The 20,456-nt window shown below is 44.4% G+C and carries 18 protein-coding genes and 1 pseudogene; 9 read left to right on the plus strand and 10 right to left on the minus strand.

The window, feature by feature from the left end; all coding sequences use genetic code 11:
- Positions 1 to 540: 540 nt before the first annotated feature.
- The 3 genes from GLW00_RS01330 (at position 541) to GLW00_RS01340 (ending at position 3,130) form a co-directional block, all read left to right on the plus strand.
- Positions 541 to 1,308, plus strand: coding sequence for a CAP domain-containing protein (locus GLW00_RS01330; protein WP_439108881.1), 768 nt, complete (start codon positions 541 to 543; stop codon positions 1,306 to 1,308).
- A gap of 66 nt (positions 1,309 to 1,374) precedes the next feature.
- Positions 1,375 to 2,070, plus strand: coding sequence for an SGNH/GDSL hydrolase family protein (locus GLW00_RS01335; RefSeq protein ID WP_160910680.1), 696 nt, complete (start codon positions 1,375 to 1,377; stop codon positions 2,068 to 2,070).
- Between the two features lie 73 nt (positions 2,071 to 2,143).
- Positions 2,144 to 3,130, plus strand: coding sequence for a Gfo/Idh/MocA family protein (locus tag GLW00_RS01340; protein ID WP_160910681.1), 987 nt, complete (start codon positions 2,144 to 2,146; stop codon positions 3,128 to 3,130).
- Positions 3,131 to 3,175: 45 nt separating this feature from the next.
- Here the strand turns inward: GLW00_RS01340 and GLW00_RS01345 are convergent, their stop codons facing one another.
- Both GLW00_RS01345 and GLW00_RS01350 read right to left on the minus strand, forming a co-directional pair.
- On the minus strand, positions 3,176 to 3,541 hold the full coding sequence (locus tag GLW00_RS01345; RefSeq protein WP_160910682.1) for a winged helix-turn-helix transcriptional regulator: 366 nt from the start codon (positions 3,539 to 3,541) through the stop codon (positions 3,176 to 3,178).
- A gap of 16 nt (positions 3,542 to 3,557) precedes the next feature.
- On the minus strand, positions 3,558 to 3,755 hold the full coding sequence (locus GLW00_RS01350; RefSeq protein WP_160910683.1) for a hypothetical protein: 198 nt from the start codon (positions 3,753 to 3,755) through the stop codon (positions 3,558 to 3,560).
- Positions 3,756 to 4,106: 351 nt separating this feature from the next.
- On the opposite strand from GLW00_RS01350, the gene GLW00_RS01355 reads away from it, so the two are divergent.
- The 5 genes from GLW00_RS01355 to GLW00_RS01375 all read left to right on the plus strand — a co-directional run bounded on the left by GLW00_RS01355 (position 4,107) and on the right by GLW00_RS01375 (position 10,412).
- A complete protein-coding gene (locus tag GLW00_RS01355; RefSeq protein WP_160910684.1) occupies positions 4,107 to 5,810 on the plus strand; it encodes an ABC transporter ATP-binding protein in 1,704 nt (567 codons plus the stop codon).
- The gene (locus tag GLW00_RS01360; protein WP_237417391.1) at positions 5,807 to 7,624 is read left to right on the plus strand and encodes an ABC transporter ATP-binding protein; all 1,818 of its coding nucleotides are present in this window, start codon (positions 5,807 to 5,809) and stop codon (positions 7,622 to 7,624) included. Before GLW00_RS01355 ends, GLW00_RS01360 begins: the two co-directional genes overlap by 4 nt.
- 55 nt (positions 7,625 to 7,679) lie before the next feature.
- Complete coding sequence (locus GLW00_RS01365; RefSeq protein WP_160910685.1) at positions 7,680 to 8,582, plus strand: phosphatase PAP2 family protein; 903 nt, start codon at positions 7,680 to 7,682, stop codon at positions 8,580 to 8,582.
- Positions 8,583 to 9,239: 657 nt separating this feature from the next.
- Positions 9,240 to 9,695 (plus strand): cupredoxin domain-containing protein, encoded by a 456-nt coding sequence (locus tag GLW00_RS01370; protein ID WP_160910686.1) that lies wholly within the window; start codon positions 9,240 to 9,242, stop codon positions 9,693 to 9,695.
- A gap of 66 nt (positions 9,696 to 9,761) precedes the next feature.
- Positions 9,762 to 10,412, plus strand: coding sequence for a LysE family translocator (locus tag GLW00_RS01375; protein ID WP_160910687.1), 651 nt, complete (start codon positions 9,762 to 9,764; stop codon positions 10,410 to 10,412).
- Positions 10,413 to 11,134: 722 nt separating this feature from the next.
- Here the strand turns inward: GLW00_RS01375 and GLW00_RS01380 are convergent.
- Positions 11,135 to 12,691: a PTS transporter subunit EIIC gene (locus GLW00_RS01380; protein WP_160910688.1), complete on the minus strand. Its 1,557-nt coding sequence runs from the start codon at positions 12,689 to 12,691 to the stop codon at positions 11,135 to 11,137.
- A gap of 78 nt (positions 12,692 to 12,769) precedes the next feature.
- On the minus strand, positions 12,770 to 14,122 hold the full coding sequence (locus GLW00_RS01385) for a 6-phospho-alpha-glucosidase (protein ID WP_160910689.1): 1,353 nt from the start codon (positions 14,120 to 14,122) through the stop codon (positions 12,770 to 12,772).
- Positions 14,123 to 14,335: 213 nt separating this feature from the next.
- On the opposite strand from GLW00_RS01385, the gene GLW00_RS01390 reads away from it, so the two are divergent.
- A complete protein-coding gene (locus GLW00_RS01390) occupies positions 14,336 to 15,046 on the plus strand; it encodes a GntR family transcriptional regulator (protein WP_160910690.1) in 711 nt (236 codons plus the stop codon).
- A 98-nt stretch (positions 15,047 to 15,144) separates the two neighbouring features.
- Here GLW00_RS01390 and GLW00_RS01395 read toward each other — a convergent pair whose 3' ends face one another.
- From GLW00_RS01395 to GLW00_RS01420, 6 genes and pseudogenes are all read right to left on the minus strand, one after another.
- Positions 15,145 to 16,257 carry a GerAB/ArcD/ProY family transporter gene (locus tag GLW00_RS01395; RefSeq protein WP_160910691.1) on the minus strand — a complete coding sequence of 371 codons (1,113 nt, stop codon included), beginning with the start codon at positions 16,255 to 16,257 and terminating at the stop codon, positions 15,145 to 15,147.
- 18 nt (positions 16,258 to 16,275) lie between these two features.
- Positions 16,276 to 16,488 (minus strand): hypothetical protein, encoded by a 213-nt coding sequence (locus GLW00_RS01400; protein ID WP_160910692.1) that lies wholly within the window; start codon positions 16,486 to 16,488, stop codon positions 16,276 to 16,278.
- An 11-nt stretch (positions 16,489 to 16,499) separates the two neighbouring features.
- Positions 16,500 to 17,690: a Ger(x)C family spore germination protein gene (locus GLW00_RS01405; protein ID WP_160910693.1), complete on the minus strand. Its 1,191-nt coding sequence runs from the start codon at positions 17,688 to 17,690 to the stop codon at positions 16,500 to 16,502.
- 8 nt (positions 17,691 to 17,698) lie between these two features.
- On the minus strand, positions 17,699 to 19,216 hold the full coding sequence (locus GLW00_RS01410; protein ID WP_160910694.1) for a spore germination protein: 1,518 nt from the start codon (positions 19,214 to 19,216) through the stop codon (positions 17,699 to 17,701).
- Positions 19,217 to 19,414: 198 nt separating this feature from the next.
- A pseudogene (locus GLW00_RS20600) lies at positions 19,415 to 19,703 on the minus strand (ABC transporter permease subunit); the annotation flags it as partial.
- Positions 19,704 to 19,849: 146 nt separating this feature from the next.
- Positions 19,850 to 20,392 (minus strand): GNAT family N-acetyltransferase, encoded by a 543-nt coding sequence (locus tag GLW00_RS01420; protein ID WP_335808438.1) that lies wholly within the window; start codon positions 20,390 to 20,392, stop codon positions 19,850 to 19,852.
- Positions 20,393 to 20,456 lie beyond the last annotated feature (64 nt).

Raw genomic sequence — 20,456 nt, forward strand, 5'->3', positions numbered from 1 at the left:
TCCGGGAAAAGGTTCGCTTTCCGTGGGCGAGTGATGAGCCTCCTCGAGCTAACACTCTGCGGGGTCTCATCCACCACGCACTTCCCACAGGAGTCTCACCGTTTCCCTCCGCCCCTTTACCATACGAGGTTCTCGAAATCCGTCTACCAGTAACCTGCCGAGCTCTGTAATAAAGCTCTCCGCATGATAAGCGAATGGGGACACGACGTGTGTGTTTTTCTACGGATCGATTCAGAGCACTGTAAATTGTCGTTTCACTGACCCTGTATCCATGTCCAGGAATTGTCATTCATGATCTCAACTAGATAAGGCTTCCTTGGACGAGGCGCGGTATGTGCTCCTTGCGTTCCCGCGGAAAGCGAGCTACTCCCCGCTGCACCATCCACTTAACAAAAGTCTCGAAACTGAGTCTTCAACTAAAAGGAGCTTATGTGAAATAAAGAGAGGAATTGGTGTGCTGAACTGGTACTTCTTCTCAGGGATATTGTTTGCTTTGATGCAAATAGTAAACGTGAAGATTAATCCTGAGGAGGATGCATGATGAAGAAAAAGTGGTTTATTCTATTCGCAGCGCTCATGATGATTGCCATGTTAGCTGCTTGTAATACATCGGAAGAACGTGCGCGTGAAAGTCAGCGTAACAACTTGAATCAAGTCAGTTTTGGTCCAGAAGACCAAGGCATGCAAGGGAACGGAAATCAACCGGGAGAAATGGAACCAGGGGCATACGGTCAAAACCGCTTTGATGCCAACATTCCTTTTGAAGGCATGAACCCAAGTGGAACAAACAGATCCATTCAAGGTCCATACTTTTTTGACCATGAGGGCCGTTACACTCAAGATCCACAAGGTGGAGACCAGGCGCAACGACAAAACCCTGATCAAGCTGAGCAAAATCGTGATAATACTGCACGAGAGAGCGATGAGGCAACGGGTGACTTTCAACAACAGGTCATTGATTTGACGAACAAAGCTCGTGAGAAAAATGGCCTGAAACCTCTTAAAAATAGCAATGAAGTTGAAGAAGTAGCTCAAACGAAATCTGAAGATATGGCGAAGAACGATTATTTTTCCCATACTTCTCCAACTTACGGAAGTCCTTTTGATATGCTGAGGGAATTTGGAGTGGATTACTCCACAGCAGCTGAGAACATTGCTGCAGGCCAGCAGTCTCCGCAATCAGTTGTCGATGGCTGGTTGAACAGTTCAGGTCACCGTAAAAACATTATGAATAAGAATGTGACGCACATTGGGGTTGGATATGCGAAAGACGGCAACTATTGGGTACAAATGTTTATAGCAAAATAAGTAGATGTGACGCTTGGTTATCATCAGGCGTCATGTTTTACATATAAATCAAGGCAGGGATAGAGAATGAAGAATATTTGGATCCTGGTCATGGTGTTCGCTGTCATTCTGGCACCTTCGGACCTAGCAGCTTTTAAAGAAAAGAGATTGGTCGCCATCGGAGATTCTATTCCATTTGGTTACAACTTGGATGAAGATAATAATAATCCTCCAAAAGAGTCGTTTCCATCTTTAATAGGAGTGAAAAAGGATATAGAAGTGACCAATTTGAGCATTCCCGGCCTGACATCTGCTGAATTGTTAACTGCTGTGCAATCCAATGATATCTTCAGAAAGAGTATTAAGAACGCCGATTATGTCATTGTGTATATCGGTGGCAACGATTTATTGAATGTCGTAAAAAAGAATGGGGGGCTGGATGGCTTAAAAATGGAGGAGGCTGCCCCGGTTATTCGAGATCTCATTTATAATGTCTATTCGACCATTCTTGAGATTGACGAATTAACGAGCGGGAAGGTCCTCGTTTACAACATCTACAATCCTTATCCAGCTGCCGGTGATCAGTTGAACACGCCGCTCGCTTATATTAACCAACAGTACGCTTCCTTAATCAAGCTGCTGAAACACTTTGCTTCCGTTACACTTATTGATGCTTATAAAGCCTATCATGGTCACCCTGAGTACATCATTAAGGGGGATGTCCATCCAACAGCAAAAGGTCAGCAGGTACTGGCTAAAATCGCCTTGAAACACATGGATTAAGCCAATGCTGGGTGTGGGTGTTTCTAACCGATTTCATGTATAATGAGGATAGGTTATTTTGGAGGTGTCTTACATGGTTAAGTTTGGAATTATAGGAACCAATACCATTACAGAAAAATTCATAGAAGCAGCGAAACAGCATGACCATTTCATATTACAGGCCGTATATTCTCGTACAGAAGACAAAGCAGCCGCTTTTGCATCCAAACACGATGCACGGGAGACTTATACAGATATAGAAAAGATGGCCTCAAGTTCGAATGTGGATGCGATTTATATTGCGAGCCCGAATGCCTTTCATGCGGAGCAGGCGAAGACGATCATGAGGAAAGGAACGCACATCTTATGTGAAAAACCGATGGCTTCTAATCAACAGGAAATTGCTTCAATGATTGAAGTAGCCAAAGAAGAAGGCGTTGTGTTAATGGAAGCAGTGAAGTCTACACTCATGCCGGGTTTTTTAAGCATACAGGAACATCTACATAAAATCGGCAAAGTGAGACGTTTTGTAGGAAACTTCAGTAAGTATTCCTCTCGTTATGATGCATACAAAAGAGGTGAGGTTTTGAATGCCTTTAAACCTGAACTGTCGAACGGTTCCTTGATGGATCTTGGTATTTATGGAATTTATCCGATGGTCGCTCTTTTTGGTGCGCCCAATCATGTCCAGGCCAGTGCCGTGTTTTTGGATTCTGGTGTTGATGGTCAAGGGAGTGTGGTTGCAGCGTATGATGACATGGAGGGAGTGGTGGTGCACTCCAAAATCGTGGATTCTCATGCTCCTTCTGAAATTCAAGGGGAAAAAGGTACGATGCTCATTCCCAATATTTCGGAGCCGAAAGATATAAAAATCATGTATAGAGATGGATCCATAGAAGAGCTTATTTTCGAAGATGAGTTTTCACCTATGTATTATGAAGCGGCTGAATTTATTAGTCTGGTGAAGAAGGAAAAAAGTCGGTCGGAGAATAATTCGTTGGAGCATACGCTGATTACAGCGAAAGTCATGGAGGAAGCCCGGAGGCAAATCGGCCTGGTTTATCCTAATGACCGCTCTTAGGGTCCTGCGGAAAGAGGCACTCACCGGCATATGTGCCTCTTTTTTCTATTGTTCTTTTAATTGATTCGTTACGTCAGGTAGACTTTCTTGCTGGTCCGCCCTTCGCTTATGGTGGATGCCCCATTCGTTCATCTTCTCCAGGAAAGAGGCTGTTGTCCGCCCATAAGGTGTCACACGATACTCTACTCTGGGAGGCACGGTTTCATAATCGATACGTTCGACCAAGCCATCATGGATGAGCTTCTTTAACTCTCTGGCAAGAATTCGGGAAGAGATGTTTCCATCAAGGGACCGCCGCAGTGCATTAAAACGCAGATGATTTTCGTGGATGAGTTTCCAAAGAATTAACCCTTTCCACTTTCCGCATACCACTTCAAGAGTAACATCAAGGCCGATCCCATCTTCCTTCATCTGTTTTCACCTCACGTTATTTTTTTGTTATTTGTCCTTGTTTTTGCATGGCTTTTTCGTAGCCTTCCAATATCCCCTGGGCATAAACTTTGTTCAATACCGTCATGGTCTGAGGGATGACGTTTTCTTCTTCCGATTCCGAGACTTGATTTAACAAGTCCACGAGTTCTAACAATTCTTCAGAAATGGGGAAAATCGGTTTTATGTTGTCCATTAATGGATCACCTTCCTGTTTGTTCGGGAAAATACTATTACTATAATTCTATTTGCTTTTTATACGGGTAACAAGTACTTACATAAATGTGCGTGTACATTGCCTATTATGACTTAACCGATTGTGAATAATCAACATGTAAGTCCGTGTTTTTGGCTCAGTGGCGCACATCAGCAGAAGGGTTAGTATTATACAAAAGTTATACTGAAATAGCTGGACTTGTTATTTTTTGTATAACGAAATCTTTCCAGAGTCTCAAACCATGCAAGAACATCACATTTTAATAAATGAAAGACATTCTGGATCTGTATAACAGGTCTATAGATTTGATCCACGTTTGGAGGATTTTGTATGCGTACGATTTTTTCTTATACCTTTCCTTATAAAAGGTCTGCATCAATCGCCCTTCTTCTTATGTTCATAGAATTATTGGTTGAACTGGCTCAGCCCATACTCATGGCTAAAATCATTGATGAAGGAATCATAGCCGAAGACTTTAATGCCGTTTTAATATGGGGCTGCGTGCTTTTAGGTTTATCATTGATCGCTTTTACCGCCGGTGTGACCAATTCTTTCTTTGCTGCCGACCTGAGTCAGGGGGTTGGTTATGATTTGAGAAACGATCTATTTGCTAAAGTCCAGGAGTTTTCAGCCCGTCATTTCCAAAACGTTACGACTCCGAGCCTGGTCACAAGGATCACCAATGATGTGATCCAAATTCAAAATTTACTGTTCATGTTTGTGAGGATTGGGCTCAGGGCTCCGCTTTTTATCATTTTTGCTTTAGTAATGGCCTTTACAATTGATGTAGAACTTGCACTCCTTCTACTGAGTAGTGTACCTGTGTTTTTATTGTTTTTATTCTTCCTTCTTACAAAAGGAATCAAGTGGTTTAAGGTAGTTCAGCAGAGACTCGATGGGCTCAATACGATCATTCGGGAAAATATCGCTGGAATTCGCTTGATTAAAGGCTTCAATAGAAAAGAGCAGGAAGAGAAGAGATTTCAACAGGCGAATGAATCGTTGGTTCTTCAAAATAAAAAAGCATTATGGCTCATGGAAGTGGCTATGCCTGTGGTCATGTTCGGAATGAATATCGTCATCCTTGTTCTCCTTTTTGCTGGCTCACAAATACTGAGGAACGCAGGCTTGGATGCTGGTGAACTGGTCGCCATCATTAACTACGCGACAAGAATACTGTTTACTTTTTCTGTTTTTACATTCTTGATCATGGTCATCTCACGGGGGCAGGCCTCTGCTGAGAGAATCACAGAGGTGCTGCATCAACACACAGATGAGGATACATCAGGCGAAGACAAAGAGTTGGAGGGCGCGGTGCGCTTCCGCAATGTCTCTCTTCAAAGAGGTGGTTACACTGTACTTAGAGATCTGAACTTCCATGCGTTGCCGGGAACCACTGTCGGTATTATCGGAGAAACGGGTGCCGGAAAAACATCTTTGCTTCATTTAATACCCCGATTGTATGAAAAAAATGCAGGCCAACTCTTTTTGGATGGAGTGGATATCGAGAATCTCCATGTGAAAAAGATAAGAAAGCAAATCAGTCTTGTCCCCCAAGAAGTTCATTTGTTTTCAGGGACGGTAAAGGAAAATATTTCCTGGGGAAAACGGGATGCAACATACGCTGAGGTTGTGAAAGCGGCTAAGCAGGCGCAGATTCATGATTTCATCGCCGCCTTACCAAACGGTTATGAGACACAAATCGGACAAAAAGGGGTCGTCTTCTCTGGGGGACAGAAACAGCGTCTCTCGATCGCACGAGCCCTTGTGCGCCAGCCGCGGATTTTGATCTTGGACGATAGTACGAGTGCTCTGGATGCTCATACCGAAAAAAGGCTTTTACGCAGTTTGGACGACCAGCCATGTACCGTGTTTCTTGTTGCTCAAAAAGTCAGTTCAATCCAAAAAGCAGATCTCATTCTAATCCTTCACCAAGGGGAAATCATCGCCCAGGGTACGCATGACGAACTGCTTCAGCAAAGTGAATATTACGCTGAAATCCATCAATCCCAACAAGAGGGGGTTACGTCATGAGTAGACATTCTAAACCGAAAATGGGCCATCCTCACGGACTTGGTTCAAAACCTCCGAAAGTTGAAAACCTCGGGGGTACACTTAGGAGAATCTGGTTTTACATGGCGGAGGAAAGAGTAAGGTTTATCATCGTATTGGCTGCGATCCTGATCAGTTCCTCTTTGTCTTTATTGGGTCCTTATCTTCTGGGACTTACCGTTGACATGGTCATAGAAAGTCCTGAATCAGATACCCTTCTTATCATGCTGGGGAGCTTATTGATTGTCTACTTGTTTCATTCTCTTTTCCTCTGGCTGCAAAACTATTGGATGATCGGGATTGCTCAAAACGCGGTCCAGTCAATGAGGTCGCAGCTTTTTTCGCATGTTCAGCTGCTCCCTGTTCTTTTCTTTCAAAAAATGCAGCAAGGGGAGTTGATGAGCAGGCTTACGAACGATATTGAAAACGTAAGTCGGACCTTAAATACAGCAATCGTTCAATTCTTCACGAGTTTATTGACGATTACCGGTACATTGATCATTATGCTTTGGTTAAGTCCTATGCTTACACTGCTGACCTTGACCATCATTCCTGTTATGTACTTTGGGATGAAATGGATTACAAACCGAACGGGTCCCTATTTTAAAAAGCAACAAAAGGACCTCGGTGAAGTGAATGGCTATGTAGAGGAAATGTTCTCTGGGCAGTCCATCATAAAAATGTTTTCCAAAGAAGAAGATGTCATTAGTGAGTTCGGAGAAAAAAATAAAGCATTACGAACGTCTGGATACTATGCACAAGTGTACACAGGTTTTATTCCAAAGCTGATGAACATGTTGAATAATGTAAGTTTTGCGATCATCGTCGGAGCAGGTGGGATTCTTGCTCTCAATGGCTCGATATCCATAGGGATCATCGTCACGTTTACCACCTATTCCCGCCAATTCACACGCCCGTTAAACGATCTTGCCAACCAGTTCAATATGATTTTATCAGCCGTAGCCGGGGCAGACAGAGTATTTCAGGTCCTTGATGAAAAAGAAGAGAGGCTGGACGAAGACAAGGCACAAGACGTTTCAGATATCCAGGGTAATATCCGGTTTGAGCATGTCGATTTTTCTTATGAAGAAGATCAGAAGACGCTTTCGGATATCACTTTTGAAGCAAGAGCTGGACAAACGGTAGCACTCGTAGGCCCTACAGGTGCAGGGAAAACGACAATCATTTCATTGCTGTCACGGTTCTACGACCCGGACTCGGGTAAGATCCTGCTGGATGGCGTTGACCTGAAAAGCGTGAAAAGAGACAGTCTGAGGAGCAGGATGGGGGTAGTCCTGCAGGATGCCACTATGTTTCATACGACTATAAGGGAAAACATCCGTTACGGTCGACTGGATGCTACAGATGCTGAGGTTGAACAGGCTGCCAAGTCTGCTATGGCCCATGAATTCATAACTCAGCTACCAAACGGATACGATACGATCCTTGATTCAGATGGAAAAGGGGTAAGTCATGGACAAAGACAGTTGCTTTCCATTGCTCGGGCCATGATTGCAGACCCCTCCTTGTTGATATTAGATGAAGCGACAAGCAGCATCGATACAGTTACAGAAATGAAGATAAATGCCGGACTCACCAATTTAATGAAAGGGCGGACGAGTTTTGTCATTGCTCACCGTCTGCATACCATACGCTCAGCAGATGTTATTCTCGTACTTAAGAGTGGAAAGATCGTTGAAAAAGGAGACCATCGGACACTTATGGCGCATGGCGGAGAATATGCAGCTCTCATTCGAGCTCAAACATCGGATAAAAATCAAAGAGGGTACGGTTAAGTCTCACACCTTCGCCCATCCAGTCGCATAAGATGAGGAAAAGGGAGGGGTGACCATGTCACTAAATCAACCGTATCCTTACTGGACCGATCTGCCTTATGCGGGCGAAAGCCACCCACCATTAACGAACGAAGGGGTGGAGTTTGAAGCCGGGAAATGGAAGACCTATTTTATTGAACACAGCCGCAGGTACGGGTTTAAAACGTTGGATGGGACTCCGATACGGTTAGCTATCAAAGATCCAGAAACCATTGACTGGCATAGGGAGCTGAAGGTAGTCAAAGAAACTTTAGCTCATTTGACAGCGGATCAAAGGAAAATAGCTATGTACTGGGGAGAGGGGGCAGCATCAAAACAGTGGCTCCCTATCGTTGACCGTCTGATTGATACTTATGGTGTAGAAGCCCCAAGAGCCGCTCGCATTTTAGGGGCTGTTTTCAGCGGAATGAATGATGCCTTCGTTGTGTGCTGGTCATTGAAATACCGCTGGCTGGTACCGCGCCCCAATCAGTTGGACCCTCAATTACGGACTGTTATTTGTACACCGAAACATCCTTCTTATCCATCAGGCCACGCAACGATTTCCGGGGCTGCAGAAATTATCCTCAGTTATTTCTTTCCTGCGGAAAGAAGAAAACTACGGGAAATTGCTGAAGAAAATGCTCGCTCAAGGCTATACGCCGGCGTACACTACCCTGTGGACAATGACGAGGGGTTGCGCTTGGGCAGGCAAGTCGGCCGTATCGTTATAGAAGAGTTAAAGAAAGATTATATCGAAGACCAACCGCTTGACCGTCCGTTTACAGAATATCGAAATGCAGATATCCACCCTTCCGACTATAGGCAGGCTATCCCTTTTAAATTTGACCAAAAATGCGGATCCTTACTACTTGACTCAACGACCCCTGAAGAATCTTCGCCTTACACGGAATGGATCGACCCGAAAATATTCTATTAACCAAAAGAACCACGCCTCAGGTGTGGTTCTTTTATTCTGTATAATGGCAGGATTGTAAAATACTTAGTTTCGAGACTTTCCGGGGCTCGTTGCCCAAGTTGAGCGTCAGGGGTGGTTGGGAAGCTACTCGCTTTCCTGTGGGGGAGTGCCGAGCTTCCTCGGGCTACCGCCCTGCGGGATCTCGCCGATCTCCTTTCTCCCACGGGAGTCTCGCAGCTTCCCAACCACCCCTTTCGATGTAAGAGAGAAACGAACCCCTGTACAAAGTTGGATGGTCTTCCACCGTCCAACTGTTAGAGGTATCAAGCGCTCTGGATCAGCTTTTAAGTGCTATGGAGATATTCTATAATCCACTTCCCATAATCATACGAGCTGACTTTTTAATAGTGGTTTTGAGAATCTTTCATGGCAAAGGGACGGAGGGGAATGGCGAGACTCCTGCGGGAAAAAAGTGCATGGTGAGACCCCACAGGACGTAGTCCGAGGAGGCTCACCGCGCTCCCGCGGAAAGCGAGTCATTCCCCGCAGCCCCCATACACTCAACAAAAATCTCGAAAATGAGTTTTCCACAAACGGGAGCTTTTCTTTAAAAAGTAGACAAGTTTTCGGTGTCCCTTTGCATATAAATGAACTAACGAAAGATAGGAGGGGTATGGCATGGATGCGTGGATTTTGTCTGCACGAAAAGTCGGCCTGCTTTTAGGTGCCATTATTATCGCTTTTGCTGCTTATTTTATTGGGAGCTTTTTCTGGAAAGGAGCCATCTCGACCTCCACAGAGCCTGTGAATGGAGAACCCAGGGTCATCAACCTGGTGACAGGTGAATTTAAGGCGGAGACGGCTGATGGAAAAGAAATTGAAGCTTACCGTTGGGATCCGGGAACGATCTTTGTGGAAAAAGATGAACCTTTTAAACTGAGTATCTATGGAGTGAATGGAAAAGAGCATCCTTTTTACATTGAAGGTACGGATGTCAAAGGCGTGGTGGAGCAAGGGAAAGAGACGGTCGTAGATCTTCAATTCAAAAAAGAAGGCATTTATCGTCTGATCTGCACAACTCATTCTGAAATCGCTTCGGATGGTCCAATGATTGCCTATATTGTTGTTGATTAAAATAGCACAGAGGGACGAGCTTATCGTTCCTCTTTTTTGAGACTCGTTATTAAAAGGGGGGAGGATTTGGTTGGGTTAATTGCAAGCTCTATTCTACTAGGACTATCCATAGCAGCACCTGTCGGGCCGATCAATATAGAAATCATGAGAAGAGGTCTTACCTATGGGTTCTGGTCTGCTTTTTGTGTAGGACTTGGAGGAATGTCTTCCGATTTGTTGCTCATGGCGGCTATGTTTTTTGGAATGGGTATATTTTTGACGTGGACATGGGTGCAGGTTGCTTTAATGCTCGTTGGCTGTATCGTCTTGGTTCATGCAGGTTGGACGAGCCTGTCCGCTAGAGAAGAATGGAGAGTGGAGGAAGACTATGAACGTCGCCATAAAGGTCAAGCTCTACTCTCCTATGTTAGAGGAGTAATTATTGCAGGAACGAATCCAATGAATCTTTTGTTTTGGATCAGTATCTATGGATCCGTGTTGAGTGGTGCTCTGCAGGAGGATAACATGTTTCGATCGTTCATCATCAGTTCCATGGTTTTTCTTGGAATTGGTTTGTGGAATGCCAATTTAGCATTTTTTGTTCATTTTGGGAGGTACCTCGTAAATTCTTCACTATTGAAATGGATCCAGGGGATAGCGAGCCTGATTCTTATCTATTACGGACTCAAATTCGGCTGGATTGGAGTAAATGTCCTTTTTAAAAGCTTAGCTATGTAATAGACACAATACCCACTACTAATTTAATAAACAAAATGGTAGGAAAGTTGAAGACTCAGTTTCGAGACTTTCCAGGGTTCGTTACGTGGATTGTGCGCCAGGGGTGGCTGGGAAGCAACTCGCTTTCCTGTGGGGGAGTGGCAAGCTTCCTCGGGCTACGCCCTGTGGGATCTCGCCGATCTCCTTTCTCCCACGGGAGTCTCGCAGCTTCCCAACCACCCCATTCGATAAAAGGTGATAACGAACCCCTTTGCCAAGTTGGAAGGTCTTCCTCTATCCCGATTGTGGTAGGCATAAAATGGTCTGTATCAAGCGTACAGGGTTTAATCCCCTCAGCATGGGAGTTTCATCCTTATACTCCCATTAAACTGAAAAGCTGAAGATTGGAAAGTGGTTTCGAGATAGTTATATAGCAAAGGGGCGGAGGGGGATGGCGAGACTCCTGCGGGAAAAAAGTGCTTGGTGAGACCCCACAGGACGCAGTCCGAGGAGGCTCACCGCGCTCCCGCGGAAAGCGAGCTATTCCCCGCAGCCCCCATCCACCTAACAAAAGTCTCGAAACTGAGTCTTCAACAATCGGGAGATTATGTGAAAAAGGATAAATGTAAGGTTGAAAAAGGAGTCCCTAACTAGTTAGGGACTCCTTTTTTAGTAGTGAATGTAAATTGGCGATGGTCGCTTGAGTCATATATTAATAAAATCACAGGATATTAATCAAAGACCTAAGATGCATTCGACTCTTTTATAATTCTATTGATTTCATTCTTGTAAAGGTCGGAGCGCCCTCCGAAGATAGCTTGGATATTGTGGTCTACTTTAACAACCCCTGCCGCTCCAAGTTCCTTTAAGCGGTCTTCATTAATTTGACCTACTTCAGAAACTTCCACACGCAATCTTGTAAAGCAAGCGTCGACGTGCTTCAAGTTTGATTCTCCACCAAGAGCTTCCATGATGGCAGCAGCTGTCTCTTTTGTTTGACTACCTTTGCCGCCTTTCTTCTGCTCGTTGAAATCTTTACGTGTGTAAAGCTTGTTCTCTTGTCCTCCACGACCTGGTGTAGCGAGGTCCCACTTTTTAATAGCAAAGGAGAAAGAGAAATAATAGATGACGAAGAATACAGCACCTGCAACAAGGTTTATCCACCAGTTTCCGGTACCCGGAAGCGCATTGACGAGGATAAAGTCGATCAATCCAGAACCGCCTGCCCAGCCGAGGTGAACATCAAGCATGTACATCACGGCAAACGAAATCCCGGCAAGAAATGCGTGAAAGACGAACAGCAATGGTGCAACGAATAAGAATGTGAATTCGATCGGCTCTGTGATTCCTGTCAAAAAGGCAGTACCTGCAGCAGCAATGAGCATCCCTTTCACGACAGGCTGATTCTTCTTATCTGCGCGGCGGTACATCGCGAGCGCAGCTCCTAATAGTCCGAACATGATGACAGGGAATTTACCTGCCATGAAGCGGCCGGCTGTAACTTCGACCCCTTCCGCAATCTGTGCAAGGAAGATGTACTGGTCACCGGACACGGCACTGCCAGCTACTTCTGCCGTCCCGCCTAGAGAGGTCCATAGGAAGGGAGCATACCAGATGTGGTGCAGGCCTGTTGGGATCAATGCACGTTCTAAGAAACCGTATAGACCGATGTATAAGGGGTTTGTCGCCCCGTTGGCGATGACGTTGGCAACAGCGTTGATGCCCCCTTGAATCGGTGGCCATACAATCATCATGGCCAGTGCAAGGAAAATGGACGAGAAGACCATGGCGATCCCAACAGAACGGTCACCGGCAAAAAAGCCGAGTACTTCTGGAGGATCAAACTCATGGAACTTGTTATAAATCCAAACGGCTAAGAGCCCGACGACAATTCCGCCAAGGACACCTGTTTCCAGTGTCGGAATACCGAGTGCCATGCCATATTCTCCACTTTCACTGACCATTTCAGGTGTGATCCCTAAGGCGAAAGAAATCGTTTTGTTCATAATGATATAACCGAGCAGGGCAGCTAAGGCAGCAATACCCGAACCCCCTGTTAAACCAATGGCCACACCGATAGCGAATATGACAGCCAGGTTGTTAAAGATACTGATTCCGATATCTGACATTCCGTTACCAATGAGTTGAATGATGTCATTCTGTAGAAAAGTGAGTGAATCAGCGAGTGGTCCTGTCAACGCAGCTCCGAATCCCAGCAATATACCGGCGGCGGGGAGCAAGGCGACGGGAACCATCAGTGATTTGCCGAACTTCTGTAAGCTTCCAAAGTATTTCTTCACTTCTGATCCTCCTTTATAGGGAAACGCTTTCTTATTTGATGGAGAGGAGACCCCGGAATGGGCCGGGGTTCCTATGGTTTATTTCGATGTCACAAGCTGTTTGTTGGCATGCAATTCAGGCCAGTACTGTTGGTTCGCTTCAATCATGTCATCCAAAATTTTGCGGGCGCGAGGTGCATCTACAACTGTACGGTTCAAGGTCAGCGCCTGCAGCGCTTTTTCATAGCTATTTTCATAGTAGGCATCAACGACCAGTTTCTCGTATGCTAGCTGCCCTTCGATCAACCCTTTATAGAAAGTAGAAATGTTTCCGACGGCAAATGGCTTTGGTCCGCGGTTGGTAATCATCGCAGGAACTTCTACCATCGCATCGTCTGGAAGGTTGGCGATTGTACCATTGTTTTCAACCATGACGATAAAAATGTCTCCGTTATTGTAAGCCATAGATGCGGCTACACGAATCATGTAACGTCCATGAATGTCCACTTCAAGTTCAACGTTAGCCGTTGTATCATCTGCAATGATTTGATCAGCGAGGGTGTGCACGCGTTTTTCACGACCATTGATGACTTGGCGGGCACGTGTATTGGCCACGTCTTCTTTTTCAACCATTTGAGAAGGATAGAGATAATATTGCAAATACGTGTTCGGCAGGTATTCAGGGAAGTCTGTCACCATTTGCTCTACCTGTTTGAACGTTTTGATCCAGGAAGGGTCGTTGGCGATCTCTGCATCTTCAGGAATAAAGCCGTCCTCCGTGATGGCACGTTTGATCGTGTCCGTGTGATCGTTTCCATCCTTATCGAGAATTTTCGTGAACCAGCCGAAGTGGTTCAGGCCGAAGTATTCAGGAACAAGGTCGAAGACGTCTTTTCCAAGGATCCCTGCGTAACTGACCATGATCGCTGCAGGCATATCGCAAATGTTCAAAAGCTTTTTATCTTCTGGGAACTCGCGACGAAGTGCTTCTGCAACAATCGCTGCCGGGTTCGTGTAGTTTAAAATCCAGGCATCAGGAGAATAATGACGAATGTCGTTGACAAGATCGATCATGTCCCCGATGGAACGCAGTCCGTATGCCATTCCACCTGGTCCGCACGTTTCCTGGCCGACGGCTCCATGGTTCAAAGGAATTTGCTCATCCTGCTCACGCATCGCGAGACCGCCTGTCCGAATTTGAACGAAAACAAAATCTGCGTTTGTCAGAGCATCTTCTTTATCTGTTGTGTAGTGGAAGCTTTCCAGTTCAGGGTACTTTTCACGAAGGATGATTTCTGATGCTTTTGCAATCTTCTCTTGACGTTCAGCATTGGTGTCGTAAAAAGTAATCGTTTTCAATGGAAACTGTTCTTTTTCTGCAACAAGACTCATGATCATCCCGATAGTGTAGGTGCTGCCGCCACCGACGACGACAAGGTTTTGTTTTTTCATATTTTAGACCTCCAATAAAGGTATTATATTTGTTTTATTTTTAACTTAATATGAATATAATACATATTACTGAAAGCGTCAACATTTGTATCGTATTTTTTGCAACATTTCGTTATAATGATGGTAGAGATAGGTGTTGGCCTGGTTTGAAATGTGGGGTTGGGGCGCCACATTCCCACATCACACAGGTCACTAGTTATAGGAGGAATAAAAATGGCTGCGCCTTTGTATCGTAGAATTGCTCAACAAATCAAAGAGGAAATCCAATCGGGAATATGGAAAGAAGGAGAAGCAATCCCAACAGAAATGCATCTTTCAGAAAGATACGAAGCCTCCCGTGTAACAGTGAGACAGGCCATCAAAGGTCTTGTCGAAGAGGGGCTTCTTGAGAAGGTACAGGGGAGCGGTACGTATGTGAAAGAGCAGAAGATTGAACACAACATTTTCGAACTGTTGAGTTTCACAGAAGAAATGAGACGTTTAAATAAAGAACCCGTAAACAAAATCCTTCACTTTGAATTGAAAGAAGCGGATGATCATGTGAAACGAATGCTCAAGCTTGGGGACGGGGATAAAGTGTTTTACGTCCGCCGTCAGAGACTTGTCGATGATATTCCTTATGTCGTTGAGGATACGTATTTACCTGTTTCCATGTTTCCGAACCTTTCCTATGGGATTATGACCGGGTCGAAATATGATTATATTGAGGAGGAGGTTGGGATGAAGATTAAAGACAGCTTTCAGGAAGTCATCCCGGTTCTGCCTTCTAAGGATATTGCAGAAGCACTTACGGTCGAGGATTCCATGCCGATTTTAAAGATTCAGTTGTATAGTGTCTTTGTGGATGGAACGATTTTTGAGTACAGTGAAAACTATTTCAAGAGTGATGAATACAAATTTACGCTTAGGGCTTCGCGGCCTTGAACTGAATCGGCTAAGAAGATCGTCGAAAAAGCACAGCAAAAATGCCTGTGCTTTTTTATTTGTGCTCTTCATTTAACAGAATTTCGATTTGGTGCTTTTTACGAACGGTCATGTTGGGGTTTCGTTTGTTTCTTGGATTTGACTAACAATCCTGCCCAAACAATTAAAGGTATAATCAAGCCGTGCGTCATGGCATAGGGGAACCATGTTTCATTGATAAATGTCTCAAAATAAGCAACATCCGGGTAGGCGATGATGGATAATACAACCATTCCCATGCCTAAGGGAAGCAACAAAGGACGGTGGTCTTCCATAGTTAGAAATTGAGCAATTCCTACAGTGGTTGAATAATAAAGGATGACCATCTTGAAGAAGATTGTAATCATCCAAATGATGGCGATGATAATCTCCAATCCTTCTAAAAAACCGGCAATGTTGATTTTTTGAGCTAACTTGTAGCTTGGATAGGTGTTCAACGCCGTCAAATCACTGCCTAAAATGAGGATGCATAAGAGAGTAATTAACGTTAAGACAGCGCCACCAATGAAAGTACCTAATAACCAGGCTCTTTTCTTTGTTTTCCCGTCTTTGACATAAGGGATGATCATAAGAAAAGTGACCATTTCTAATAATGGTGTGCCGATCACAAATGTAGAAGTTTCCAGGACAGGAACGATTCCATTGCTAAGAACCGGTTGTAAATTCTCCATTTTTATTTGCGGGGACAATGAGATCGTGAAAAAGACCAACAGAAGTACCACCCAGGGCATAAACATTTCTGAAGATCGTCCAATGGCTTCTAGTCCAAGATAAGCGCCCCATATGACGACGATCAGAAAAAGGATATGAGTAAACTGCAAGGGTGTTTCCGGAATGATTTGGGTGGTCATGAAATCGCCGATGTTTCTTAAAACAAGGGAGGCAAGTATATACAGGAAAGAGAGATAGAAAAAAAGCAACACCCGGCCCAGCCAGTTTCCAAAAACAGAAATTGTGGCCTGGACGAATGTTTGTCCTTTCATCAGTGTAGCGATGTGATTGTATAGAACGACAAGGATCAATCCAACAGCAACCGAAATGGAAATGGACATCCAGGCATCCTGTTTCGCGTTCGCCGTAAGCGGGGTAGGGACGATCAAAATGGAACTTCCCACAGAAAACAAGATGACTAAGAACATAAACTGTCGTGGGCTGATCGTCTGATTATCCATATCTACACCTCTTATCGTTTAGAATCCAATCATTTTATAGAAACTTTGAATGAAGTCGAGCGGGTTCGGAAGATTAACCTCCGAGCTTTCCAACACACTAATGATTGTGAAGGAAAGAAGGAAAATCGTAAAAAACCATGCCTCTTTTTTTCTGTTTTTCTTTTGCAGCCTGGGAAATTCAAGGGAGAAAATACCCAGGGCGAGAACGATGATGGAGACCATAGACCACATGTTGATCACACCTATTCTTCTTTTGTGATGGGTTGGGTGGAATTTCCTTTCCTTCGAATCTGGGCTTTGACTTGAATGTCGATCTTTAACTCTTTGAACTTGCTATTCCAACTTTTTTCAACGGTCTTCCAGTAGGCAGGATTTTTTCGGTGGATGAGATTACCGAACCCGAAAATATCACTCCCGAAGTCTTCTTGCGCTGCCTTGATTGCAGCTTCCATCTTCTGCTTGACCCTTTTTTCAACTTCTCCATTAATGGTTTCAATGGATTCTGCCTTCGTAAGGTCGATGGGGCAGTCCAATTCTCCTACATTACCTTCCAATTCTAATTCAATGGATATGGTAGGGTCCCCATCCTCGAACTTAGCTTTTGAACTTTTGTCTGTCCGAAGCACTTCTACACTAATAAGTCCTTCATCACCGCAAGGGTATGAAACGGTTGTACTTTTCATGTCGCCTGTAATATAGTTCAAGCCTTTGCTTTCCTCGGGTGTTAACCAGCCGATCAATCGATCCTCTTCCATAACGGCAAGGTTATCAATGCGTAATTGTGTAGGGGCGTCTATTTTTTCTATATTCTCAATCGCAGTACCAATATCAGAATCCCCATCAATGAGCAGACCTGGGAGAACGGGGCTTTGTCCTTTACTAAGGATTTGACCAATCAGTTCATCAATGACAACCCCTTTTGAACTTCCTAGACTTCTTTGTACGGCTTCCATCGAATGCATGAGTTTGTTGGCAGGAATTTTTTCATATGGAGTGAGGACCTTCAAAAGATCTTTCACTCCTGTATCCTTGGCAATGGTCACAAAAAATGCGGTACGGAATTCATGGTCTCTATAAAAAGCATCAAGAGATGGGAGGATGCCTTCCTCTGCCAATCCTCTTCCGATCACAAGCAGGCGTAGTTGTGACAGATACATTTTCCTCGGAGACTTTTCTGTCATATTCCGAAAAGCTTCGAAGAGGGAATCTCCTGTAGATTCATAAATGGAAACAGGCGGCCTTGTTGTCGGGGCATCAGTCGCTATTTCTGACGGGTTGATGACTTGCGTGACCAATAGGAACTGGTCATCTTCTGTTTTATCGATTCCGACAGCGACGACAATTCCAAGGTCATCTAACTCCTTACTATTCCAACACCCTGAAAGAAGCAGGAGGCAAACCGCCAGGAAGATCGCTTTACTATATAGGTTCATCTACATTCCTACCTCTCTTTTGAAGTGGAATCGACACGTTTTTGGTCGCTTTTCGTAAAGAAACTTGGTCGGGAAAGAAGGCCCCAATGGGGTAAACGGATCAACACATCTTTTTGGTCTTTCCCTATCATAGGTGCGAGAGGGGCCATATAAGGCTTTCCGAATGATTTTAAGCTGCTTAAATGAAAAACGATGGCAATCATACCTAATATGATACCGAATAGCCCAAAAGTAGCCGCCAGAATCATCATTGGAAAACGAAGAATTCTGATCGAAATCGCCATATTGTAAGCGGGGAACACGAAACTGCTGATTGCTGTGATGGCTACTACGATGACCATGGCAGGAGAAACAAGCCCCGCCTGGACAGCTGATTGACCGAGTACGAGTGCCCCAACAATAGAGACAGCTGAACCGACGGGTTTTGGCAGCCGGATCCCGGCTTCCCGAAGGACTTCAAAGGTCAACTCCATCATTAAAGCTTCTACAAAGGCTGGAAAAGGAACCCCTTCCCTTTGAGAAGCAAGACTGATCAAAAGAGGAGGGGGGATCATTTCCTGGTGGAACGTTGTAAATGCAATATATAACGATGGCATAAACAAGGCCACTGAAAAACAAAACAATCGAAGTAATCTCACAAGTGTTCCGATATCTGCTCTTTGGTAATAGTCCTCACTGGACTGCATGAAATTCACAAAGAGAGCAGGCACTAAAAGGACATTCGGCGTACCATCAATCAGGATAGCCACTCTGCCTTCCAATATCCCCCCAGCAATGGCATCCGGTTTTTCTGAATTATAGACTGTAGGAAACGGGGAATATTGTGCATCCTGAATGAATTCCTCTATATAACCACTTTCTAAAACGGCATCGATATCAATTTGATCCAGTCGTTCATTCACTTGTTCAATGACTTCTTTTTCAGCTGTACCTTCTAAATAAACCATGGCAACATCCGTACATGTTTTCCTTCCGATGGTTTTTGCTTCGACTCTGAGGTCAGGGTCCTTGATTTTTCGTCGTAACAGAGCCGTATTGGTCCGGATCGTTTCAGTGAAAGCTTCTTTCGGGCCGCGGATGACGCTTTCTGAGGTTGCCTCCTGAACCCCCCTGTCACTCCATCCTTTTGTACTTATAGATAAAGCTTTTGTTTCTTTATCCAGAAGCAGAATGGTGTCACCAGAAAGTAACTTCTTCAATAGATCGTGCTTGTCTTCTACTTCCGACAATTCACCAATGGGAAGGTTAGCCTTTTTAATGGACTCATATAGATGGTGTGTTATAGGACGTTTTGCAGGGATCTCAAGCATAAGAGATTCCAAGATGAAGTTTTGCACGGTATTCTTATCTACGAGACCATCCATATAAAGAATGGCGGCAGATGTCTTATGAATGGAAAAAAGACGGGTCACAAAGTCTGAGCTGTTTCCAAGTGTTGTGCGGAGATCGTTCACATTATCATCCAATGACGAATGAAGAGGCTGAGCATCAGGGGGAGTTATATGATTTGTTTTGTTACCCTTCAAAAGCTCACACCTCCGTTGTTTTTCATTAGCATGTTCATATATTGGAAATTTATGAAAGGTATATTAACTTTTTTAGTGCTACATCCATTTTGCAAAAGGATTTTTTGAGTGGCAGGGACTGTAGGGGGGAATATGGAGTAAAAGAAATGTGGTTGAAAAAAAGACTGCTCGAAAGAAGAGCAGTCTTTTTGCTATGGTTTATTCTTTTACAGCACCGGAATTCAGTCCCGGTACATATCTGCGCTGGAACAATAACACCATGATGACAAGAGGGACCGTAACAATGACGGTAGCGGCCGATATCTCTCCCCATGGAATGGTGTACTGGCCCTGGAACATCGCAATGCCGACGGGTACGGTTTTGTGGCTTCGGTATTGATAGTGAGTGCGAAAAGAAATTCATTCCACGCGGCGATAAATACAAGAATGCTGTTGTGAAAATACCAGGTACCGCAAGCGGCAGGATGATACGGAAATAGGTCTGCATCATAGATTGGGGAAATGGTCGTAAACTGCATCCATTTGCTCCCACCGTCAATGGATGCAGCTTCATATAGGAAGGAGGGGAATCGTCTGCAGACGTGCGAGCAGTAAAAGCGCTAACCTTGGTGGTAGGAGGTGGAAGCTTTTATATCAAGGGGTTAAAGGTTTGCGGAAATAGATCATGTCCATCCCTCTTATCCCATTTTCATAAAAAGGATCTGAGTATTGTAAGAAGAAGTCATGATGAATCTCGTAGAACCGGAAACCTGCTTTCTGGTAGAAGGCTATATTTTCAATACTGGAATTAGAAGTTCCGACGCGCATTTCTTTGTATCCTTGCTTTTGAAAAAGCGTGCAGGACGCCTGGATCACTTTTTTCCCAAATCCTTTTCCTTGGAAGGCTTCCTGTATGGCGATATTTTTAATTTCTACCGTGTACTCTTCAGGAAAAACGAACAAACAGACACCAATATGTACACCATCGAGATCAATGGTATAGAAGACACCATCATCGATATAGCTTTCGATTATGCTTTCAGATTCATCGGCTAACAGAAGGTCTGCCATGAAACGGCGGCGGTTGTTCGATTCCATTAAGTGGATGGGGTTCATAAGATCCTCCTCTTCGTGTTCGGCTATTATCGTAACGATGTGGTTATGATAACATAAGGTCAGTACATCTTTTTCAGAAATCGGTCATTTTTCTGAAAAGATATCATCTATTGAGTGGAAGGCTCAGGGTGGTTTATGCGGGAAG

Origin of the sequence: Halobacillus litoralis, from assembly GCF_009856445.1 — a bacterium.
In the GTDB taxonomy this organism is placed as follows: Bacteria; Bacillota; Bacilli; order Bacillales; family Halobacillaceae; genus Halobacillus; species Halobacillus litoralis.

Bases quoted from the DNA above. Each gene is read 5' to 3' on its own strand.
- GLW00_RS01330 (WP_439108881.1), top strand. From the start codon at position 541: ATGAAGAAAAAGTGGTTTATTCTATTCGCAGCGCTCATGATGATTGCC.
- GLW00_RS01335 (WP_160910680.1), top strand. From the start codon at position 1,375: ATGAAGAATATTTGGATCCTGGTCATGGTGTTCGCTGTCATTCTGGCA.
- GLW00_RS01340 (WP_160910681.1), top strand. From the start codon at position 2,144: ATGGTTAAGTTTGGAATTATAGGAACCAATACCATTACAGAAAAATTC.
- GLW00_RS01345 (WP_160910682.1), bottom strand. From the start codon at position 3,541: ATGAAGGAAGATGGGATCGGCCTTGATGTTACTCTTGAAGTGGTATGC.
- GLW00_RS01350 (WP_160910683.1), bottom strand. From the start codon at position 3,755: ATGGACAACATAAAACCGATTTTCCCCATTTCTGAAGAATTGTTAGAA.
- GLW00_RS01355 (WP_160910684.1), top strand. From the start codon at position 4,107: ATGCGTACGATTTTTTCTTATACCTTTCCTTATAAAAGGTCTGCATCA.
- GLW00_RS01360 (WP_237417391.1), top strand. From the start codon at position 5,807: ATGAGTAGACATTCTAAACCGAAAATGGGCCATCCTCACGGACTTGGT.
- GLW00_RS01365 (WP_160910685.1), top strand. From the start codon at position 7,680: ATGTCACTAAATCAACCGTATCCTTACTGGACCGATCTGCCTTATGCG.
- GLW00_RS01370 (WP_160910686.1), top strand. From the start codon at position 9,240: ATGGATGCGTGGATTTTGTCTGCACGAAAAGTCGGCCTGCTTTTAGGT.
- GLW00_RS01385 (WP_160910689.1), bottom strand. From the start codon at position 14,122: ATGAAAAAACAAAACCTTGTCGTCGTCGGTGGCGGCAGCACCTACACT.
- GLW00_RS01390 (WP_160910690.1), top strand. From the start codon at position 14,336: ATGGCTGCGCCTTTGTATCGTAGAATTGCTCAACAAATCAAAGAGGAA.
- GLW00_RS01395 (WP_160910691.1), bottom strand. From the start codon at position 16,257: ATGGATAATCAGACGATCAGCCCACGACAGTTTATGTTCTTAGTCATC.
- GLW00_RS01400 (WP_160910692.1), bottom strand. From the start codon at position 16,488: ATGTGGTCTATGGTCTCCATCATCGTTCTCGCCCTGGGTATTTTCTCC.
- GLW00_RS01405 (WP_160910693.1), bottom strand. From the start codon at position 17,690: ATGAACCTATATAGTAAAGCGATCTTCCTGGCGGTTTGCCTCCTGCTT.